Source organism: Streptococcus sp. NSSLK0004 (assembly GCF_059039125.1).
This window is the reverse complement of record NZ_CM180142.1, coordinates 788,133-809,089: the sequence shown is the minus strand read 5'-3', so window position 1 is coordinate 809,089 and position 20,957 is coordinate 788,133. Positions and strand designations below refer to the sequence as shown.

Here is a 20,957-nt window from a genome sequence, read left to right as displayed (position 1 = left end):
GTCAAACGGGTGGTTTATTTGTCACGCACCTTACGGAGCGTGACGGATTGAAAGTTACATAATCAAAAAGCCGCACAGACTATATGGAATTTCTGTGCGGTTTTCTTGATTGAGTGCGTTCATAAACAACGAACTTATCTGGTTTCTCTTGCTTGTATATAGCAACAATTAAAGATAGAAAAATAATAAACTGATAATCTTCATAGATACTACCTGTTAAAGAATATTTTAAAAAGAAGGACGACAATAAGAAAAACATCATTTTCTTATTAGTAAAGGAAGCCAATTGAAAAGTGCGTCCAATGAAGTAAAAAAGTCCTCCTAGAATAACACTACCAATAATCCACCCAAAATCTAAGTAGGTTTCTAAAATCAGGTTATGCACATAAACCCTGCCTGGCATAATCGTTCGATCAAAGAACAATCCATTGACAGCACCACCCATCTCTCCCAAATATTGAAGAGCTGCCTCTGTTAAAGAGTTCCTACCTTTACTTTCGCTAATGACCCCATTATCAAATCGCGAAAGAATATAGGACGTCGGGGCATCTACAGAAGATAGTAGTCGAAAAAGTAGTAAGATGAAACCAGTAACAACACCTACAAATAGCAGAAAGCGAACAAAACCGATTATCGATATTTTAAGCTCTTTCTTTTTTTCGCTATAGTGTAGAATGCCATAAGCTACACTCCCTACTGCCAACCATATCAACGGTCCCCTAGCACCGTAAATAATTCCTTCCAAGAACATAATTAGTGCAATGCCCAACTTTCCAAGACTGGGACGTTCAATGAAGTGAAACGAAAAGAGTAACCAAATCGGTAAAAGGTTATAAGAGTAGGGCATATAACCTATCGATTCGTTAAAAACGTACTTCGCTACAAAAGATCCAATAATGATAAAATAATTGACAATGGTTATGAAACGACTGGAAAACAGTAGGCTAAAGTCATTAATCCGCGACAAAATCAAAACTGCGTAGGGTAGATAAAAAGTATAAATCATGAGCAATTGCACACCAAAATACTTTTCTTGCATGACTGATGGGGTCGTCCAATAAAGGATAAAATATAAAAGATAGATGGAAAACAGACTTACCACTCGCTTGAGCGAAATTGGGAAAATTATCAGTAAAACAATAGCAAATAAAAAAACTAATGCATAACAAATGAAAATTGTTCGTGCCGCCACAAAGTCCAAACCAAGTAGTTTTAAAGATAGCGAAAGCAGGACATTTAAGGGATAGATTGCGATACTGAGATAAAAGAAATAGATACTCCATTGATTTAAGTATTTTTTATCCATATAACCCCCATCTCTTACTTACGTAATCGCTTAGGAAATATTCTTGCCTCACGGTTATCCATTACATAGCCCAAAACAGTGACATCATAAGAATCTATAAAGTGCTCAATTGCATTTAAATCTTCATATTTTGTTACATCTCTTTTTATCAAAGTTACAATATTTTTCAATCGAGTTGATAAAATTTCACCATCTGGATTAGCGTCTAGAGGTGGTGCATTAAAAATAATGACATCATATCTGGTCTCCAATTCTTCAACCAGTCGTCCTAGTCGATCAGAAGTGAACACCATCGCATAGTTGGAAATTTTCGGTCCTGCAAGTATAACTGACAAAGTCGCATCTTGAAAAGCATGGATACCTAATGATCCTTGTTGATTCAGATAGGTTCCTAATCCCTGTTCATTTGGTAACCGCAACAGATGATGTAATCTAGGATTTCGAAGATTAGCATCAACCAATAGTACTTTTTTACCACCTTGAGCAAAACTTTGAGCTAAATATAACGAGAGGACTGTTTTTTCTTTTGAATCGTCTATCCCTGTTATCATAAAGGTCTTGATTGATTTCTTCGAAATTTGTACCTGTAATCGAGCTTTTATCGCTTCTATGTTGTCTAGGAAATTAGTATTTTGGTCTGAATCAATCCCATCCGGTTCTCCCTGAGTACGCTCTTTAAAACTATAACCTCCAATATCTCCCAATTCAAGCCAGCCATATTGTTCCATAACAGAACGCCCGCTTACGGTTTTCTTTAGCAACTCCATCAAAATAATAATCAAATTACTTGATACAATAGCTAGAATAGTTGCAAAAAGGATATTTTTGGACAAAATCGGAGAGATTGGTTGTTCAGATGGCTTAGCCTCCGAAATAACCTTAATTTCAAAACCGGAAGTATAATAAGCATCTAGTTTTGATTGGAAGACAGAAGCAACTGTGTTGGCAATTTTAGCAGCTTTTTCTGGCGATTCATCAATTACTCGAATACTGAATGTTTGCGCATCTTCTTCACTCAAAACAGTAATATTACTTTTTAACTGTTCGTTAGTATAGTCTCCACCAAGATCCGTAGATACTACATCTAGAATCTCATCTGAAAATATAATACTTTTATAGGTTTCAATCAACCTTGAATTTGTCTGTAATTGGTTCAAACTAAGTTGTAGATTATCCTGTGATTTAGGACTAACCAATAAGTTCGTCGTCGAACTATAGAGAGGAGTTGCAATAAAGTTTGTGTAAAATACTGCCAAGAGGATTGCAACAAATACCGAAAAAATAATCCAACGTATTTTCTCTAAGAGTAAGTTTACAATTGATTTTAGCTGTAATTCTTTGTCCATGATTACTTCCTTATATTCATAATTTAACACCATATTATACCATCATTAAAAAAAAAAATAAAATATCCGCTTCCTCTCCCTCCCTTAACATGCTATAATGATAACCAAAAGGAGAATTAGTTTGGTCAAAATTTCAATAATAACCCCCGTCTATAATACAGAACAATATTTAGAAGAATGTATTCAATCTGTTTTGAACCAGAGCTTAGCCGAATTAGAACTTATTTTGATCAATGATGGTTCTACAGACCGGTCTTTAACGATAATGGAAGAATATGCTCAAAGAGACAATCGTGTGCATATCATCAATCTAGAAAAAAATGTCGGTGTTGGTGAGGCACGTAATAAGGGGCTTGAAATTGCTACTGGAGAGTACATTGCCTTTGTTGACTCCGATGATTTTATTAAACCGGACATGTTTGCTAAGCTTTATTCTAAAGGAATCGAAGAAAAAGCAGACCTTGTTTTATGTGATACAGATACTTATTCTTCAAACGGAAAAAATAAATCTGTCTGGTATAAACCTATCTATGGTAAAGCAACTTTGCAAGATATTTTTCATAACACACAACCTTCCGCTCGTATTGTTGCAAAACAATTAGTTGACCGGATTAATTTTCGATTTTTACCTGATATGGGAGAAGGTATTTACTTTGAATTGATGATTGCTGCAGAACATATTACGACTATACCAGAAAAGCTATATGTATATCGTGCCAGAACTGGGTCTTTGAGCACAACACCTAATCCAGAAAAAAATCGTCAATCTCTAGAAAATAATCGTATCTTAGGTGAGCGTAACCCAAAATACAAAGATTATTTTGTCTTTAAAATGATAGAAGATTTGTTGCAAAAGGTTGCCAATGCGGTGAAAATCGGTGATAAGCAATCTTACTTAGAAGCAGTACGGCAACTTCGCCTGCTGAACTATCTAAAAAATCCGTTTATTCCTACCTTTTATAAAAATGAATACAGTTTACATCGCTACTATATCAAAGTATATCTATTACCTGCCAACTATTATTTGGCTCGTTGGATTGCTAAATTGATGTTTAGATAATACAAAAAAATCCTAGTCTGCACTTTGTGCAAGCTAGGATTTTTAGCATTATTCAACCGTCACTATCCAGCCTTCTGGCGCTTCAACATCACCAAACTGGATGCCTGTTAGTTCATCATACAGTTTACGAGTAATAGGACCGACTTCTGTTTCACTGTGGAATACGTGGAGTTTATCTGCGATTTGAATACCACCAATTGGTGAAATGACTGCTGCTGTTCCGCAGGCTCCTGCTTCTACAAACTGGTCTAATTCTTCGACAAGGACTTCTCGCTCCACTGCCTTCATCCCCAGACGATGCTCTGCTAAGTATAAGAGAGAATATTTTGTAATAGACGGCAAGATTGATGGTGAAATCGGTGTGACAAACTCATTATTAGCTGTAATCCCAAAGAAGTTTGCTGATCCTACTTCTTCAATCTTGGTGTGGGTAGCTGGGTCTAAGTAAATCACATCTGAGAAGCCCTGCTTTTTAGCATATTGTCCCGGCAAGAGCGATGCGGCATAGTTACCACCGACCTTGGCTGCTCCTGTGCCATTTGGTGCTGCACGGTCGTATTTGTCTTGAATAAGGAAGTTGGTTGGTGCAAGTCCACCCTTGAAGTAGTTGCCAACCGGCATTGCAAATACTGTGAAAATGTACTCATCCGCTGGTTTAACACCGATAATGTCCCCAACACCAATGAGGAGCGGACGAAGGTAGAGTGTCCCGCCAGTTCCATATGGAGGAACGTAGTCTGCATTGGCTTTGACCACTTCTTTGCAGGCCTTGATGAAGAGCTCCGTCGGAACAGGCTCCATGAGCAAGCGGTCAGCTGTTCGTTGTAGGCGCTCAGCGTTTTGGTCTGGACGAAAGAGCTGGAGTTTTCCCTCCTTGGTACGATAGGCTTTTAGTCCTTCAAATGCCTGTTGGCCGTAGTGGAGGGCTGGTGAGCTTTCTGAAATGTGAAGTTCCGCATCTTCAGTCAACTGCCCTTCAGACCATAGGCCGTTCTTGAAGTGAGCGATGAAACGGTAAGGCAATTTCATGTAGGCAAAACCAAGGTTTTCCCAGTCAATGTTTACTGTCATAAGTTTTCTCCAAAGGTATTTTTTATTATTTTACTACTTTTGAAAGTGATTTTCAAGAAAAATTCAGAATATTTTGGAATATAACAAGTAATCCAATCCAGCCTATCATTCTCCTCATCTACCACTATCAGTAAATTTTCTAGCAACAGTAGTCCAATCTATATCCATTCCGGATCCAAATCCTTTATTTGTCTGAAGATATCCTTCCTCATCAACTCGAAACGACCATACAATCTGCCCCTTCTCATCTATAATATCAGCATAAACTAAACCATCATCTTGATTTTTGTAACTCCTTACATTCCAACCTTGTTCGATATAGAAGTGATAATCAGGAGTTCCCATGCCAATACTAAAATTACGCCAAACCCAATCTTCTACCTCTTCACTCGTTAAATTTTTAGTATCGGTATTCAGAAAATCACCATCAGTTTTAAGATGTTCTCCCTCCTTGAGTCGCAATGTCTCCAAATCTCTATACATGCGCATTGATTGTTCTGAAGGAACAATATCATTTGGGTAGTCAAATTCTTTTCCTTCTTCAGTTGAAAATAATACTGGCTCTATATAGCTTCCATCTGAATTTATATAGACACCATATTCATACTTGATACCGACTCCGCCAATATTGCCCTGAAAAACACCGCTACTATCTTGTGATTTTAATTCATATCTATATAAGTTTTCACCCACTTCTATCAAATTACTTACTGTTGAAGCTTCCAGTTTTCCGCTTGGCAACTGTTCCTCAACTAAGCCTGAAGAATGAAAGGTACGACTATAAACTGCAATATTATTATATAAGTCATATCCATACCACGTCCCAAGCACAATCTCTGGAAAAACTGAAGTTGATGTTTTCGCAACCTCATTGGAGGCTATGAAAACTTGCAAATCCTCACCAGTCTTACCATTTGTCAGTACAAAAATTCCGTCGCTTGTCTGATAGGCATAAAAAGTAACTTTCTCATCTCCTTCACGGTTAGGCTCTGCTTTTTGCAATTCTGCTTCAGAAACATCAATTTGCACAATTAAGTCTGGTAAAACTTTTATCCTCTCCGGTTCCGTATCTGTAGCCGTTTTCGCATCCAAAATCAAATACGTTTCAACACTTTCTTTTTTATCATAGTATTTCAACCTATAGGTTCCGCGCACAGTTTTTCCTTGATTCCAAGCCAACAATTCACTGCCTGAACGATAGAGTTCAACCTCTTGATTAACCCTTAAAGAAAAACCCGCCGTCATCAAAGTGGAGGTATCCGATGCCACAAATGCATATCTGAAATTTTTCTGCCATTTTTCATATAGTTCGTCCGAGTTGTCAATATATGAAGTAGTAACAGCTGTATCATCTATATTATCTTCCTTTTTGGTTTGACAAGCTGAAAGACAGATTAGTAGCAAAATCAATAACGGAACAAATCTTTTCATATTCTCACCTCTATAAAATTTTAAAAATTATATAAATCAAACGATGATAACTCAACGATATATTCTAATTATATCATTTTACAGAAAATGCTCAAATAATTTATGTAATAGAAAAACCCGCCTGAGCGGGTTCATTTCTTCATTTGTCAGTACCAACCACTCAGCTGGTGAAGCCATTCCTCAAAAGCAGGAAAGAGATTCATAGCAAGCAATGTCAAAACCATGACTACTATCAGAATCAGGAGTACAAGGTATTTCTTCTTCACTGGCTTCTCCTATTTCACCCAGGCCGATAACACTTCCTCATCAGAAATGGTTTCCGAGATAAAGCTGCCGTTGCTGGTGCGTTCAGACAGGCTAAGCTGGGTCACATCGACTTCGTAAACCTTAGCCGCTTTCGATGTCACCTGTAAAATCTGGCTACTTGTTTCTTCCTCGCTAGCCGTACTAAAGAGATCGAAATCCCCTTGATCCGTCAAGACAGATCCAGCTGCAAAAACACGGTGTGGTTTTGCCTTTAGTTCACGGAGAACTTGCAAGCCACGCTTAGCACGGCTGGTCACAGGAATATCCTCCGTCGCCATTCGCTTCAAGCTACCACGCTGGGTCAAAAGATAAACGGAGCTGGTATTACTGATAAAGGCCGCAACCACCATATCCTCATCCTTGAGGTTGACTGCCTTGACACCGGCCGCCTTAGCACCAATGACTGGCACTTCTTCGATGTTAAATCGCAGAGCGTAACCTTTTTCTGTAATGAGCATAATGTCATCTAATACTACAGGTGATACGGTAACAACCACATCCTCTGTATCTTTGAGTTTGGCATACTTGGTTGACTTAGACTTGTAAGTCCGCCACGGAGTAAACTCCTTCCGCTCCACACGTTTGATTTGACCATACTTGGTCACCGCGAAATAAGTTCCTTCGTCAAAATTCTCTACCAATTCAGCAAAGATAATCTCTTCATTGGTGTCAAAATTCATCAAGGTCTGGCTCAAGTGTTCACCGATATCCTTCCAACGAATATCTGTTAATTCATGGACAGGACGATAAATGACATTTCCAAGATTGGTAAAGAGCAAGAGGTGCTGAGTGGTCTTGGCATTCTGCAAGAAAATCAACTGGTCATCGTCACGTTTGCCCATTTCTTCAAGGGTTGAGGCATTGAAAGAACGAGGACTGGTGCGTTTGATATAGCCTGCCTTGGTTACGCTGACAAAGGTTTCTTCCTCCACAATCAAGCTGGCAGTATCGATTTCAATGGTCTCTGCTTGATCTTGTAATTCACTCAAACGAGGGTTGCCAAACTGCTTTTTGACCTCACGCAGTTCTTTCTTCATGAGATTAAACATAGTCCGCTCATCTCCGATAATGGCTGCCAATATCTGAATCTGCTCACGGAGGGCTGCTTCTTCGTTTTCTAAGGTCACAATATCGGTGTTGGTCAAGCGATAAAGTTGCAAGGTCACGATAGCCTCTGCCTGTTCCTCGCTGAAATCGTAGCTGATTTTCAAGTTTTCCTTGGCGTCTGCCTTATTTTCAGAAGCACGGATAAGGGCAATCACTTCATCCAAAATGGAAATGACACGAATCAAGCCTTCTACGATATGGAGGCGTTTTTCTGCCTTTTCCTTGTCAAACTTAGAACGGGCAATGATAATCTCACGACGGTGGGCAATATAGCTAGACAGAATCTTCTGCAAGCCAACCTGACGTGGTGTGAAGTTATCAATGGCCACCATGTTGAAGTTGTAATTGATTTGCAGATCGGTGTATTTGTACAGATAGTTGAGAATAGTTTGCTCATCGCTGTCTTTTTTCAGTTCAATGGCAATCCGCAAACCTGTCCGGTCTGACTCATCACGTACTTCCGCAATTCCAGGTACCTTGTTGTTAACACGAACGTCGTCAATCTTTTTGACTAGAACAGCCTTGTTGACCTCGTAAGGAATCTCGGTAATGACAATCTGTTTCTTGCCAGCCTTGAGTTGCTCGATTTCACAACGGCTACGGACAACGACACGGCCCTTACCAGTTTCATAGGCCTTCTTGATTTCGTCAGCCCCTTGGATAATAGCACCCGTTGGGAAGTCTGGTCCAGGCAAGAACTCCATCAACTTTTCTAACTTCGCAGTCGGATGGTCAATCATATAGACAACAGCATCAATGACCTCCGACAAATTATGCGGCGGGATGTCAGTAGCGTACCCAGCTGAAATTCCTGTCGCTCCATTAACCAATAGATTAGGGAAGGCAGCTGGTAGCACAGTGGGTTCTTTTTCCGTATCGTCAAAGTTCCAAGCAAATGGCACCGTCTTTTTCTCGATGTCAGCCAAGAGATAGCCAGCCATTTCCGATAGACGAGCCTCGGTGTAACGCATAGCCGCAGGCGGATCGCCGTCCATGGAACCGTTGTTTCCATGCATCTCCACCAAAATCTCGCGGTTTTTCCAGTCCTGACTCATGCGGACCATGGCATCATAAATAGAGGAATCACCGTGCGGGTGGAAATTCCCCATGATATTACCGACTGACTTGGCAGACTTACGATAGCCCTTGTCAAAGGTGTTGCCGTCTTTATTCATAGAATAAAGAATCCGACGTTGTACGGGCTTGAGACCGTCACGAATGTCCGGAAGAGCCCGCTCCTGAATAATGTATTTGGAGTAGCGACCAAAACGCTCTCCCATGATGTCCTCAAGGGACATGTTTTGAATGTTAGACATAAATTAAGATACAAAGGGACAAGTTCTTCACTGATCCCTTGCCAAGCTAGACTTGCTAACTCAACAATCCTTTCTTTGTTTCTTGACTAGAAATTTATTTTCCTTTTTGAAAATAGCAAAGCTACTCCTCTATCTTGTGCTGGCTTGCTTGCCAGTCACGGAAGTCCGTTAAGTCTGACTTGATGAGTTTTAAACAAGCACCTAGAACAAAAGCATCGTCCAGCAAACCAGCTCCTAGAAGAAAATCCGGCAGAGCATCAACAGGACTAAAGAAATAAATTAGGGCTCCTACTGTTGCCAAAAGAACGCCCTTAGGCACTTCATGATAGTCACGTTTGATATAACTGCGGACAAGAGAAATCATACCCGGAACAACCGCCAGGTTTTCACCAGCAAGGGGAACCTTCTTCAATTTCAATTCAACATCTTGGAGAAATTCCTCCATTTTATCAGAATCAGCAAGAAGTTGAGCCGCTTCTGTTTCTGTCTTTTTAGACTTCCACGACTGAAGGGCCAAGTCAAACTTTTCCTTCAAGTCCACTTGGCTTAGCTGCGCCTTCTGCTTGCTTGCCCAGTTCTTCGCTGTCTGGGGCAATTTAGGAATGGTTAGTGGCATAAAACACCTCACATAGTTTGTTTGTGCTAGATTTATAATTCCTCTATCCGATAGAGGTTGTAGCCTTCATAATAATAAGAATGGTCGATACCCTTGAAATAGGTAGTTCGCCCAAGATCATCCGTTAAAGCTTGTAGCAAGAGATATTTTAGCTCTCCTGTCGATACATGACTTCTGACCACAGCATTGAAATACTCGGCCTTATCAATCCGATTCCAATCAACAACCTTCCCCAGACTAGCTCGGAACATGCAATCCAACCAGATTCGCATACTACGTCCGTTTCCCTCACGGAAAGGATGCGCAATGTTCATATCCGCATATTTTTCAACAATCTCATCAAAGGTTTGATGCGGTAGTTTGTCAATATAGTCCAAGGATTGCTCTAGAAAAATCCGAGGTGCAAATTGAAAATTATCTTTGGCAATGTTGACCTCTCGAATCTTTCCTGCAAAATCATAAATCTCTTCAAACAAGGCTCTATGAATCTGTGCCAAACCTGCAAATGTCCCTACTTCAAGCTGGAACAATTGACCAGTTTCAAATAGTTGAGCCGCTTTTTTCTTGCTGATTTGTTCTTCAAGACGGGCCAACTCAGCCGAATTTTCAATCCCCAATTTATTTTCTAATACCATACTCTACCTCAACTTCCTGAGATTATTTGGTAAATGCAGTCGCCTCTTCCAAGGTAAACTTAACATTATCCTCAATCCACTTACGGCGTGGCTCGACCTTATCGCCCATGAGGACAGACACGCGACGTTCTGCACGCGCCAAATCTTCAATGGTCACACGGATGAGAGTACGGGTTTCAGGGTTCATGGTCGTTTCCCAAAGCTGATCGGCATTCATCTCACCAAGTCCCTTATAACGTTGAAGGATAAAGCCTTTACCAAAATCCTTGCGGAGGTCTTCCAATTCCCCATCAGACCAAGCATAAGCAATCTTTTCAGTCTTTCCCTTACCTTTTGACATCTTATAAAGGGGCGGAAGAGCAATGTAAACCCGGCCTGCTTCAACCAATGGTCTCATATAGCGATAGAAGAAAGTCAGCAAGAGGGTCTGAATGTGAGCACCGTCCGTATCCGCATCGGTCATGATAATAATTTTGTCATAGTTCACATCTTCAATAGTGAAGTCTGAGCCAACACCAGCACCGATTGTATAAATCATGGTATTGATTTCTTCATTTTTGAGAATGTCCGCCATTTTGGCCTTGGCGGTGTTAATGACTTTACCACGCAAGGGTAGAATGGCTTGGAACTTGCGGTCACGACCTTGTTTGGCAGAACCACCGGCTGAGTCACCCTCGACCAGATAAAGTTCATTTTTAGCTGGATTTTTAGACTGGGCTGGGGTTAATTTACCTGATAAAAGTCCCTTATCCTTCTTGTTCTTCTTACCATTTCGGGATTCGTCACGGGCCTTACGAGCGGCCTCGCGGGCATCACGCGCCTTAATGGCTTTGCGGACTAGATTTGAAGCTAGCTCGCCATTTTCCAAAAGGAAGAAGGTTAACTTGTCCGAAACAATACCATCTACCACTGGGCGTGCCAAGGGACTACCTAATTTGTCCTTGGTCTGTCCTTCAAACTGTAGATGTTCTTCTGGAACAAGGATTGAAAGAACAGCTGACAGACCCTCACGATAGTCTGAACCTTCCAAGTTTTTGTCTTTCTCTTTCAACAAACCTGTCTTACGAGCATAGTCATTCATAGCCTTGGTAATGGCTAGTTTCAGACCTGTTTCGTGGGTACCACCATCCTTGGTACGAACGTTGTTAACAAAGGACAGGATATTGTCTGAATAGCCGTCATTGTACTGCATGGCAACTTGGACTTGGAAACCTGCATCCTCACCTTCAAAATAAAGGACTGGTGTCAAGGTTTCCTTGTCTTCATTCAGGTAGGAAACAAAATCTTGTACGCCATTTTCGTAATGGTATTCTTCCTGCTCACCCGTCCGCTCATCTGTCAGAGTCATGGTAACTTGTTTCAGCAAGAAGGCTGACTCTTTCAAACGTTCGGCAATGGTGTTGAACTTGAAGTCTGTTGTCGAGAAAATGGTATCATCAGGCATAAAGGTTACCTTTGTACCTGTTTTTGATTTTGGTGCAGTACCAATCTTCTCCAATGTCGTAACAGGCTTACCACCTTGCTCAAAACGTTGCTTATAGACAGCTCCATCACGGGTAATCTCAACTTCCAACCAGCTAGACAGGGCATTGACCACCGAAGAACCAACCCCGTGAAGACCTCCCGAGGTCTTGTAGCCACCTTGACCGAACTTACCACCTGCGTGGAGAACAGTGAAGATAACTTCTACGGTTGGCTTGCCTGTTGCATGCATACCGACAGGCATACCACGACCACGGTCAGAAACAGAAAGACTGCCGTCCCTATTTATCGTTACATCAATGTGGTCACCGAAACCAGATAAGGCTTCATCGACAGCATTGTCGACAATTTCCCAGACCATGTGGTGCAAACCATTTCCATCTGTCGAGCCAATATACATTCCTGGACGTTTACGAACAGCATCCAACCCTTCTAATACCTGAATGGCATCATCATTGTAATTATTTATATTAATTTCTTTCTTAGCCAAATCTGACCTCCATACTTGTCATCCTTTCTATATTACAGGTTTTTCGGTAATTTTGCAAAATTTTTCTGCTTTCTTTCGGCTGGAACAGGGCATTTCTAAGCAATTAGGTAAAATCAGTTGAAAGTATGGTATAATAAAACTATGTTATTGAATTGTATATTAATTATTGTTGCGTATTTGTTGGGATCAGTTCCATCCGGTCTCTGGATTGGACAGGTATTCTTTAATATTAACATTCGCGAGCATGGTTCTGGCAATACTGGTACTACTAATACCTTTCGAATTCTCGGTAAACGAGCTGGTCTGGTTGTTTTCCTGATTGATTTTCTAAAAGGAACACTTGCGACCTTTTTGCCAATCTTGCTGCATGCAGAAGGCATCTCCCCAATTGTCTTTGGCCTGGTTGCTGTTTTAGGTCATACCTTCCCAATCTTTGCCAATTTCAAAGGTGGAAAGGCGGTGGCAACCTCTGCTGGCATGTTAATGGGCTTTGCTCCTAGCTTCTGTCTCTACTTGATTGTCGTCTTTATACTCTGTCTCTATTTAACATCCATGGTTTCCATGTCAAGCGTAGTAGCTGCTGGAGCAGGTATCCTCGGAGCTCTGATTTTTCCAATAATCCCCTTCTTGCTAGATGGTTATGACTGGCTTTTTACAGTAATCATTGTTTTCCTTGGAAGTTTTGTCATCATTCGCCATAAGGAAAATATCCGACGTATCTTAAAAAAAGAAGAAAACTTAGTCCCCTTCGGACTCAATTTAACTAAACAAAATAGGCAGGTATAACCTGACCTATTTTTTACTTTCTATAAACTACTTGCCCTCTAGCAATGGTGTAATATACTTCTCCTTTTAAGTGATCATTAATAAATGGAGAATTTGCTGACTTAGAAGCAAAGTCAGCTGTAACTAAGCGATCTATAATCGGATCAAAAATCACCAAGTCTGCCGGCCCCTCCTCTGCTAAATAGCCTGCATCCAGACCATAAAGTTGAGCCGGATTGTAGGTCATCTTCTCCAATAGTTGCATAAGCGTTAAATGACCATCTGCTACTAAATGAGTCAATCCTAAAGAAAGAGAGGTTTCAAGTCCTGTCATACCCGAAGGAGCTTGAGTTATATCCGCAATATTTTTTTCATCAGCATGATGAGGCGCATGATCAGTAGCAATAACTGATATAACACCTGATTTTAGTCCCTCAATAACTGCTAATCTATCTGACTCTAGTCGAAGAGGAGGATTCATTTTAGCATTCGCTCCCTTGGTTAAAAGTAAATCCTCGGTCCTTGAAAAGTGTTGCGGAGCAACTTCTGCAGTGACAGTGGCACCAAGAGCTTGAGCAAATTCGACTACCTTAACCGATTCAGCTTTTGACAAGTGTTGGATATGAACTTTCGCACCAGTTTCATATGCAATCATGACATCTCGAGCTACCATACTATACTCTGCAACACCTGTCGCTCCACAAACATGAAAATGCTTTTCAGCTACTTGTTCATTGAGTCCTAAGACTCCATTTAGATTGGGGTCTTCTTCATGAAGACTCAATAGAATATCAAGTTCTTTAGCTTTCTGCATAGCTTTTCGAACTACACCTGCATTGGTTAAGGGAATACCATCATCGGAAAGAGCAACTGCTCCTGCCTTGATGAGACTAGCAAAATCAGTCAGATTTTGACCATCAAACTGCTGAGTAATAGTTGCGACGCTATAAATATTAATCGCTTCTTTGTTAGCTGAGTCTAATACCTCTTGCAACGTTTCAACTGTTGAAATCGTCGGATTAGTATTGGCCATTATAACAACAGAAGTAAATCCTCCTGCAGCTGCCGATAATGCGCCCGTATGGATATCTTCCTTATGAGTTTGGCCTGGTTCTCTAAAATGTACATGTACATCTACCAGACCTGGAGCAACGACTAATCCTGTAGCATCAATCACTTCATGACCAACACTATCAATATGTTCTGCAATTTTTACAATTTTCTCTCCATCTACAAGAATATCACAAATCTTATCTAGCTGAGTCTTTGAATCAATAACCCGTCCATTTTTGATTAAAAGCATACTTCACTCCTTTATAATAAATAATAACCACACAATTTTGCTACGATAGTGTCCAATTGATTGCTTGCTTACCTTTCGATTCTAAATAGTCATTTGTCCGAGAAAAAGGTCTACTGCCGAAAAATCCTCGATAAGCTGATAAGGGGCTTGGATGTGCCGATTCAATAATGAAGTGATGGGGATTTGTAATCAAGACTTTTTTCTTGCGGGCATAAGCACCCCAAAGAATATAGACCACAGGCTGCTCCAGTTCATTAACAACTTTGATAATAGCATCTGTAAAAGGTTCCCAAATCTGCCCAGCATGACCGTTGGCCTTACCTTCAGGAACTGTGAGGCAGGCATTCAAGAGAAGAACCCCTTGTTTTGCCCACGAGGTCAAATCATGGCTTGTTTTTACTCCAACATCTTCTGCTAATTCCTTGAGGATATTTTGAAGAGATGGCGGAGCAGGTATACTATCAGGTACTGAAAAAGATAGTCCCTGTGCTTGACCGGGTCCGTGGTAGGGATCCTGTCCCAAAATAACCACCTTAACGTCCTCCAAAGCTGTTTCCTGAATAGCAGCAAAGACTTTTTCCCTTGGTGGATAGATGGTTCCGCCTGCATAGACAAGGTCTAAGAACTGATTGATTTTGCCAAAGTAATGTTCAGGCAATTTCGCCTTAATCAAGTCATGCCACGTTGAATGGTGCATCGTTTACTCCTTTTTACCTGAAACGGGGATTGAGCTAATCCTGTACTGGCTAATAACAAGATTTGTGATAAGAATTGCAAGAGATGACGAGCCTTACCGCCCTCAAAATCATCAGGAACCTGTCAGGTAGTTACATAAGTTCCATACCGCTCTCTGAATAATATGGGAGATGCAATATTCAGTACATCTCATCTTTTCTAATGACTATATTAATAATTAATCTAACCAGTTTTCAGGGTTCTGACGGAACTTTTTCAAAAGCATCAAACCGTTAGCATCGATATAACCTTTAACCTTGGCAACCTTTATCAGTTCAGAATAATCACAAAGGGTCACTAGCTCAACACCAGCATTATCAAAATTCCGTTCAGCCTTAGGTAACTGGTAGGTGAAAATTGCTACTACACCTAGTACCTCAGCTCCTTCTCGCTCCGCTGCAGCAACAGCATCAAGGACAGATCCACCTGTCGAAATCAGATCTTCAACAACTACCATTTTTTGTCCTTTAACAATACGGCCTTCCACTTGATTTCCTGCCCCATGTTCCTTAGCTTTACTACGAATATAAGCAAAAGGAAGATTCATACGGTCTGCGATGATAGCCCCATGAGGAATCCCTGCTGTAGCTGTTCCAGCAATAACTTCTACCTCTGGGTAGGCTTCTTTTATAACCTCTACAAAACCTGTCTCTATCAAATTACGCGTGTCTGGATAGGACAACGTGATACGATTATCTGTGTAAATTGGTGATTTAATCCCGGATGCCCATGTAAATGGTTTATCTGGACGTAGATAAACTGCTTTAATATCTAAAAGATGTGATGCTATCTTGCTTGCAAGTGTCATAATTTTCTCCTTTGTATCGTACTATTCTTCAATCTTTTCAATCCCTGAAGCGAAATACTGTCTAAAAAATGTTTTGTCATTTGAATTTAAGTTAGACTAACTTGCTCAGTAAGTCTAGTCAAAATCCATTTATCTTCCTTGTCCTCACGACGATGGATAATCGTTGCCAATCGGACGGTCAATAGCTGCCTTATATATTACTTTATTCCCCACTCCACTCCTTTTTAATAGCCTGATAGACTTGAACGGGATTTTCCGCCTGGGTAATAGGACGGCCTACAACAATATAAGACGAACCAATCTCCGCAGCCTGACGGGGCGTCATGATGCGTTTTTGGTCACCACTTGCACTACCTGTCGGTCGAATACCAGGTGTCAGGCAGATGAATCCTGTTTGAGTAGCTTCTCTGATGAGACCAACCTCTTGAGCTGAGCAGACGACACCGTCTAAACCTGCCTTTTCCGTTAGCTGAGCATAGCGAACAACGGACTCCTGTAAACTGGTCTGTATGTTCTGGTCGCTCTGCATTTGTTCCTCCGAAGTGGAAGTCAACTGAGTCACCGCAATCAAACGTGCCTGATTTCCAAGCCCCCTACGAGCCGCCTGCATCATCTCCAAACCACCTGCTGCGTGAACATTGGTCATATCTACTTCAAGTTCCGCCAGTATGCGCATGGCTGATTCGACTGTGTTAGGAATATCATGTAATTTCAAATCAAGAAAAATACTATGTCCCAAGGACTTGATATACCGGACAATCTCTGGCCCAACTGAGTAGTAGAGCTCCATACCGACTTTGACATATAGCTTTTCCTCAGTAGGAAACTGTTGTAAAAACTCCTTTACTTCTGCAAAACTAGCAAAGTCAAGGGCAATAATGGGACGTTCTTCTTTCATGATACCTCCTACACAAAAACAAACCTCCGCCAAATCAGCGAAGGTTACACAAAAAGTAGGCAAAACATGCCTTAAAACCTGTGACCCTTCTTCGCCTCTCTGGACTTAGTTAAAGGATTATTCTACTTTTATCTATTCTACTCTTTTGTTTGACTACTGTCAATGTTTAGCAGTTGTCAACATAATCCTAACTTCTTGGCGAAACTCCTCTAGGCTTCCTATACCATAATGGTCCATTCGACGAGGTAGTTCCTGGATGATTTTGGGGCAAATGAACGGATCTGTGAAGTTAGCTGTACCAACACCAATAGCAGATGCACCAGCTAAAAACATCTCTAAAGCTTTATCGGCTGAATCAACTCCACCCATACCAATGATAGGTAGTTTGCTCATCTGTGCTACTTGACGAATTAGCTTAAGAGCAACCGGAAAAATAGCCGGCCCAGACATACCACCAGTTCCATTAGCAAGGATGGGTATGCGATTTTTCAAGTCAAATCGCATACCGACCAAAGTATTTACCATCGTAAATCCGCTGGCCCCAGCATCTTCTACAGCCTTGGCAATGAGACCTATATCTGCCACACTTGGTGTCAACTTAACATATACAGGTACCGAAGAACTCTCTACGGCTGCCTTTACTGCGTCATAAGCCAATTCAGGAACTTGACCAATTAGTAAACCATTGTTTCCATGGTCCACATTGGGACAAGAGATATTTAATTCAATAGCCTTAACGTTAGGAGCCTGTGAAATCTTGCCAGCCACATAAGCATATTCTTCATTTGAAAAACCCGCTACATTTGCAATAATAGGAAGTTCTGGAAAATGATGGGCCAACCAAGGTAGCTTCTCAGATACAACAGCGTCGACACCAGGATTTTGCAACCCAATTGCATTGAGCATACCTGATGGTGTCTCAGCGACACGAGGGGTTGGATTCCCATAGCGAGCTTGCTTAGTCGTTGCCTTTATCATGATGGAGCCCAATTTATTCAAATCGTAATAACCAGCATATTCTTGACCAAACCCAAAACAACCAGAAGCTGGAATGATGGGATTTTTTAAATTTAACCCTGGTAGAGAAACTGCTAATCGATTTTCTGTCATCCTGCTACCTCCTATAAAACTAGACTGCCTGTTGCAAACACAGGCCCGTCCTTACAGACACGTTTATTTTCATGGTCTTGACCACCTTTTTCCTTGACAACACAGGCATAACAAGCTCCCATACCACAAGCCATCCGAGATTCTAAGGAAAGATAAGCATGTGGGTGATTTTGGAATTTCTTGTCTAGATAAGTCATCATTCCAGGTGCTCCACAAGCATAAATCGCCTGAAATTCCGTGCCTAGATTGTCAATAATGTGACCGACATGACCTTTTTGACCATAACTCCCATCATCTGTAGTAACAAGAACGTTGCTATACTGGTTTAATTCACTTTCTAAGATTGTAGCATCTTTATTGGCAAATCCAATAATAGACAGGATATCTACTCCTTTATTCTTGATTTGCTTGGCTAATTCCACTAGAGGTGGAACACCAATTCCTCCTCCTACAATCAGAACTTTATCTCCTTTTTTGAGGAACTCCGTTGGAAAACCATTTCCTAAGGGGCCCATTACATCTAGTTCTTGTCCAACCTGCAAGGTAGAAAATAATTCTGTTCCTTGCCCTTCCGTTCGATAAATAAGACGACAACGATTCAGCCCTCTGTCGATATCAGAGATGGAGATGGGCCGTCTAAGTAGCATAGACTTGTCCGGTACGCGAATGTGAACAAACTGACCAGCCGTCATTTCCTGAACCAATTTTCCTTCTAAAATTAAGGAAAAAATTCGTGGTGCTATCTGCACTTGCTCAACGACTGTCATCATTTCTTGCAATAACATTGGACTATCCTCCAGAAAATAGAATATCTATCAACCAGTTATAGAAAAAACCTTGCCAATCAGCAAGGTTACACGAAAAGTAGACAGAATCTGCCTTTGTCCTGTATCCTTTTAAGCTTCTCTGAACTTAATTAAAGGTTGATTGTTTGGATTATACATTTTTTCTATATTTTTGTCAATTCTTAGTACAAATGGTACAATAAGATTATGAGAATTCAACAGTTACATTACATTATCAAAATAGCCGAAACTGGGAGCATGAATGAAGCCTCTAAGCAACTCTTCATCACTCAACCCAGTTTATCCAATGCCGTTCGAGACTTAGAACGAGAAATGGGAATTAAGATTTTTCACCGAAACCCTAAGGGGATTACATTAACCAAGGACGGCATTGAGTTTCTTTCTTATGCTCGTCAAGTTGTAGAGCAAACCGAATTATTGGAAGAACGCTACAAAAATCCTGGTGCAAAACGACAGCTCTTTAGCGTATCTTCTCAACATTATGCCTTCGTTGTTAACGCCTTTGTTTCTCTTTTAAAAGAGACTGAAATGGAAGATTATGAACTCTTCCTACGGGAAACACGGACTTGGGAAATTATCGATGATGTGAAGAACTTCCGTTCAGAGATTGGGGTCATCTTCCTCAATAACTTCAACCGTGATGTTCTCTTAAAGCTCTTAGACGACAACCGTCTCAGTCATACCCATCTCTTCACTGCACGTCCTCATGTCTTTGTCAGCCAGAATAGTCCATTGGCAAAAAAATCTATTCTAACATTAGAGGATTTAGTAGACTTTCCATATTTAAGTTACGAGCAAGGTCTTCACAATTCTTTCTATTTCTCAGAAGAAATCCTATCACAAGAACACCATAAAAAATCCATCGTTGTATCTGACCGAGCCACCCTATTTAACCTAATGATTGGTTTAGACGGTTATACGATTGCTACAGGTATTCTTAACTCCAACCTCAACGGAGATCAGATTATTTCCATACCACTAGACTACGACGATCAAATCGAACTAGTTTATATCCAACATGAAAAAACAACCCTTTCTGATATGGGGGAACGTTTCATTACTTTTCTACTTGAAGAAATTCAATTTGATAAATAGTCTTTAAATTTTTGGCTTACATATAAGAATGAAAGCTTTTGTAAAATAGTTTGTAAATTATTCAAATTGTTTTACAGAAATCGCTTTCATTCTTTTTTTATTTATGCTATAATGTAAGTATCAAATTTTAAGGAGTGTGTTAGATGGCTCAAAATAAATTGTTAGCAATGATTCTTGCGGGTGGACGGGGCACCCGTCTGGAAGGTTTGACAAAAAAAGTCGCCAAACCTGCTGTAGCCTTTGGCGGAAAATACCGCATTATCGACTTCCCTCTCAGTAACTGTGCAAACTCTGGTATTGACATCGTTGGTGTCCTGACACAGTATGAGCCCGTTCTACTTAACTCCTACGTTGCCCAATCGCAACGATGGGGACTAGATGTACAAGGATCTGGTATCTTTGTTCTTCCACCAAGTGAAAAAATTGAAGGGTTCGGACTTTATAAAGGAACAGCTGATGCCATTACTCAAAATATCGATTTCATCGATTTGCATGACCCTGAGTATGTCCTTATCCTATCTGGTGACCACATCTACAAGATGAATTATGACAAACTTTTGGAAACTCACATGCAGAAAAATGCTGATGCTACTATCGCTGTTATCGAAGTGCCAATAAAAGAGGCTTCTCGCTTTGGTATCATGAATACTGATGAAGAATATCGCATCGAAGAATTTGAAGAAAAACCAGCAAATCCTAAGAGCAATCTCGCTTCTATGGGTATTTACATCTTCACTTGGAAAACACTAAGAAAATACTTACTGGAAGATGATGCATTGGATACTTCCTCACATGACTTCGGCCATGATATCATTCCAAAATATTTAGCAGATGGTCGTACTCTGATTGCTCATCCTTTCCGTGGCTATTGGAAAGACGTCGGAACTGTTAATAGCCTCTGGGAATCAAATATGGACCTGATTGATCATGCAAATGACCTAGACTTATCTGACCGTTCTTGGAGAATCTACTCTGAAGACAAAGGTTCCCCTGCTCAGGTTATCGGTGCAACTGCTACTGTTAAATCGGCTTACATTGACAAAGGTGCTATCATCGATGGCAACATTGAACATTCTGTTATTTCAACAGACGTTCAAGTCGAGAAAGGTGCAGTTGTTAAAAATTCTGTACTTCTACCTGGAGCTGTCATTGGAGAAAACGCAGAGCTTGATTACGTTATCGTTGCTGAAAATATCAAAATTGCAGACGGAATTAAACTCTCTGGAGAACCTGACAACATCCTCTTGATCGACAAGAATGTGAACCAATAA

18 protein-coding genes are annotated in these 20,957 nt (G+C 40.6%); 4 read left to right on the top strand and 14 right to left on the bottom strand.

What is annotated here, in order from left to right:
- Positions 1-79 precede the first annotated feature (79 nt).
- Together AC4CS8_RS04210 and AC4CS8_RS04205 are read right to left on the bottom strand one after the other, a co-directional pair.
- Positions 80-1,306 carry a hypothetical protein gene (locus AC4CS8_RS04210; RefSeq protein ID WP_493893692.1) on the bottom strand — a complete coding sequence of 409 codons (1,227 nt, stop codon included), beginning with the start codon at positions 1,304-1,306 and terminating at the stop codon, positions 80-82.
- Between the two features lie 14 nt (positions 1,307-1,320).
- Positions 1,321-2,652 carry a tyrosine-protein kinase domain-containing protein gene (locus tag AC4CS8_RS04205; RefSeq protein ID WP_493893691.1) on the bottom strand — a complete coding sequence of 444 codons (1,332 nt, stop codon included), beginning with the start codon at positions 2,650-2,652 and terminating at the stop codon, positions 1,321-1,323.
- Positions 2,653-2,773: 121 nt separating this feature from the next.
- On the opposite strand from AC4CS8_RS04205, the gene AC4CS8_RS04200 reads away from it, so the two are divergent.
- Positions 2,774-3,712: a glycosyltransferase family 2 protein gene (locus AC4CS8_RS04200; RefSeq protein ID WP_493893690.1), complete on the top strand. Its 939-nt coding sequence runs from the start codon at positions 2,774-2,776 to the stop codon at positions 3,710-3,712.
- Positions 3,713-3,760: 48 nt separating this feature from the next.
- Here AC4CS8_RS04200 and AC4CS8_RS04195 read toward each other — a convergent pair whose 3' ends face one another.
- The 6 genes from AC4CS8_RS04195 to parE form a co-directional block, all read right to left on the bottom strand.
- Positions 3,761-4,783 (bottom strand): branched-chain amino acid aminotransferase, encoded by a 1,023-nt coding sequence (locus tag AC4CS8_RS04195; protein ID WP_493893689.1) that lies wholly within the window; start codon positions 4,781-4,783, stop codon positions 3,761-3,763.
- 114 nt (positions 4,784-4,897) lie between these two features.
- Positions 4,898-6,214, bottom strand: a complete 1,317-nt coding sequence (locus AC4CS8_RS04190; RefSeq protein ID WP_493893688.1) for a hypothetical protein — start codon at positions 6,212-6,214, stop codon at positions 4,898-4,900.
- Between the two features lie 275 nt (positions 6,215-6,489).
- A complete protein-coding gene (gene parC / locus AC4CS8_RS04185; RefSeq protein WP_493893687.1) occupies positions 6,490-8,943 on the bottom strand; it encodes a DNA topoisomerase IV subunit A in 2,454 nt (817 codons plus the stop codon).
- A 121-nt stretch (positions 8,944-9,064) separates the two neighbouring features.
- Complete coding sequence (locus AC4CS8_RS04180) at positions 9,065-9,559, bottom strand: YkvA family protein (RefSeq protein ID WP_493893686.1); 495 nt, start codon at positions 9,557-9,559, stop codon at positions 9,065-9,067.
- A 32-nt stretch (positions 9,560-9,591) separates the two neighbouring features.
- Entirely contained in the window at positions 9,592-10,194 is a 603-nt protein-coding gene (fic, locus tag AC4CS8_RS04175; protein ID WP_493893685.1) for a protein adenylyltransferase Fic, read from the bottom strand.
- 22 nt (positions 10,195-10,216) lie between these two features.
- Positions 10,217-12,166: a DNA topoisomerase IV subunit B gene (parE, locus tag AC4CS8_RS04170; protein WP_493893684.1), complete on the bottom strand. Its 1,950-nt coding sequence runs from the start codon at positions 12,164-12,166 to the stop codon at positions 10,217-10,219.
- A gap of 141 nt (positions 12,167-12,307) precedes the next feature.
- On the opposite strand from parE, the gene plsY reads away from it, so the two are divergent.
- Positions 12,308-12,952, top strand: coding sequence for a glycerol-3-phosphate 1-O-acyltransferase PlsY (gene plsY / locus AC4CS8_RS04165; protein ID WP_493893683.1), 645 nt, complete (start codon positions 12,308-12,310; stop codon positions 12,950-12,952).
- Between the two features lie 13 nt (positions 12,953-12,965).
- Here the strand turns inward: plsY and AC4CS8_RS04160 are convergent, their stop codons facing one another.
- From AC4CS8_RS04160 to AC4CS8_RS04135, 6 genes are all read right to left on the bottom strand, one after another.
- Positions 12,966-14,234, bottom strand: coding sequence for a dihydroorotase (locus AC4CS8_RS04160; protein WP_493893682.1), 1,269 nt, complete (start codon positions 14,232-14,234; stop codon positions 12,966-12,968).
- A gap of 40 nt (positions 14,235-14,274) precedes the next feature.
- The gene (locus AC4CS8_RS04155) at positions 14,275-14,931 is read right to left on the bottom strand and encodes a uracil-DNA glycosylase (protein ID WP_493893681.1); all 657 of its coding nucleotides are present in this window, start codon (positions 14,929-14,931) and stop codon (positions 14,275-14,277) included.
- Between the two features lie 216 nt (positions 14,932-15,147).
- On the bottom strand, positions 15,148-15,777 hold the full coding sequence (gene pyrE, locus AC4CS8_RS04150) for an orotate phosphoribosyltransferase (protein ID WP_493893680.1): 630 nt from the start codon (positions 15,775-15,777) through the stop codon (positions 15,148-15,150).
- A gap of 202 nt (positions 15,778-15,979) precedes the next feature.
- Positions 15,980-16,675: an orotidine-5'-phosphate decarboxylase gene (gene pyrF, locus AC4CS8_RS04145; RefSeq protein ID WP_493893679.1), complete on the bottom strand. Its 696-nt coding sequence runs from the start codon at positions 16,673-16,675 to the stop codon at positions 15,980-15,982.
- A gap of 159 nt (positions 16,676-16,834) precedes the next feature.
- Complete coding sequence (locus tag AC4CS8_RS04140) at positions 16,835-17,785, bottom strand: dihydroorotate dehydrogenase (RefSeq protein ID WP_493893678.1); 951 nt, start codon at positions 17,783-17,785, stop codon at positions 16,835-16,837.
- An 11-nt stretch (positions 17,786-17,796) separates the two neighbouring features.
- Positions 17,797-18,570 (bottom strand): dihydroorotate dehydrogenase electron transfer subunit, encoded by a 774-nt coding sequence (locus AC4CS8_RS04135; RefSeq protein WP_493893677.1) that lies wholly within the window; start codon positions 18,568-18,570, stop codon positions 17,797-17,799.
- Between the two features lie 207 nt (positions 18,571-18,777).
- On the opposite strand from AC4CS8_RS04135, the gene AC4CS8_RS04130 reads away from it, so the two are divergent.
- Together AC4CS8_RS04130 and AC4CS8_RS04125 are read left to right on the top strand one after the other, a co-directional pair.
- Complete coding sequence (locus AC4CS8_RS04130) at positions 18,778-19,686, top strand: LysR family transcriptional regulator (protein WP_493893676.1); 909 nt, start codon at positions 18,778-18,780, stop codon at positions 19,684-19,686.
- Between the two features lie 143 nt (positions 19,687-19,829).
- Entirely contained in the window at positions 19,830-20,957 is a 1,128-nt protein-coding gene (locus tag AC4CS8_RS04125; RefSeq protein ID WP_493893675.1) for a glucose-1-phosphate adenylyltransferase, read from the top strand.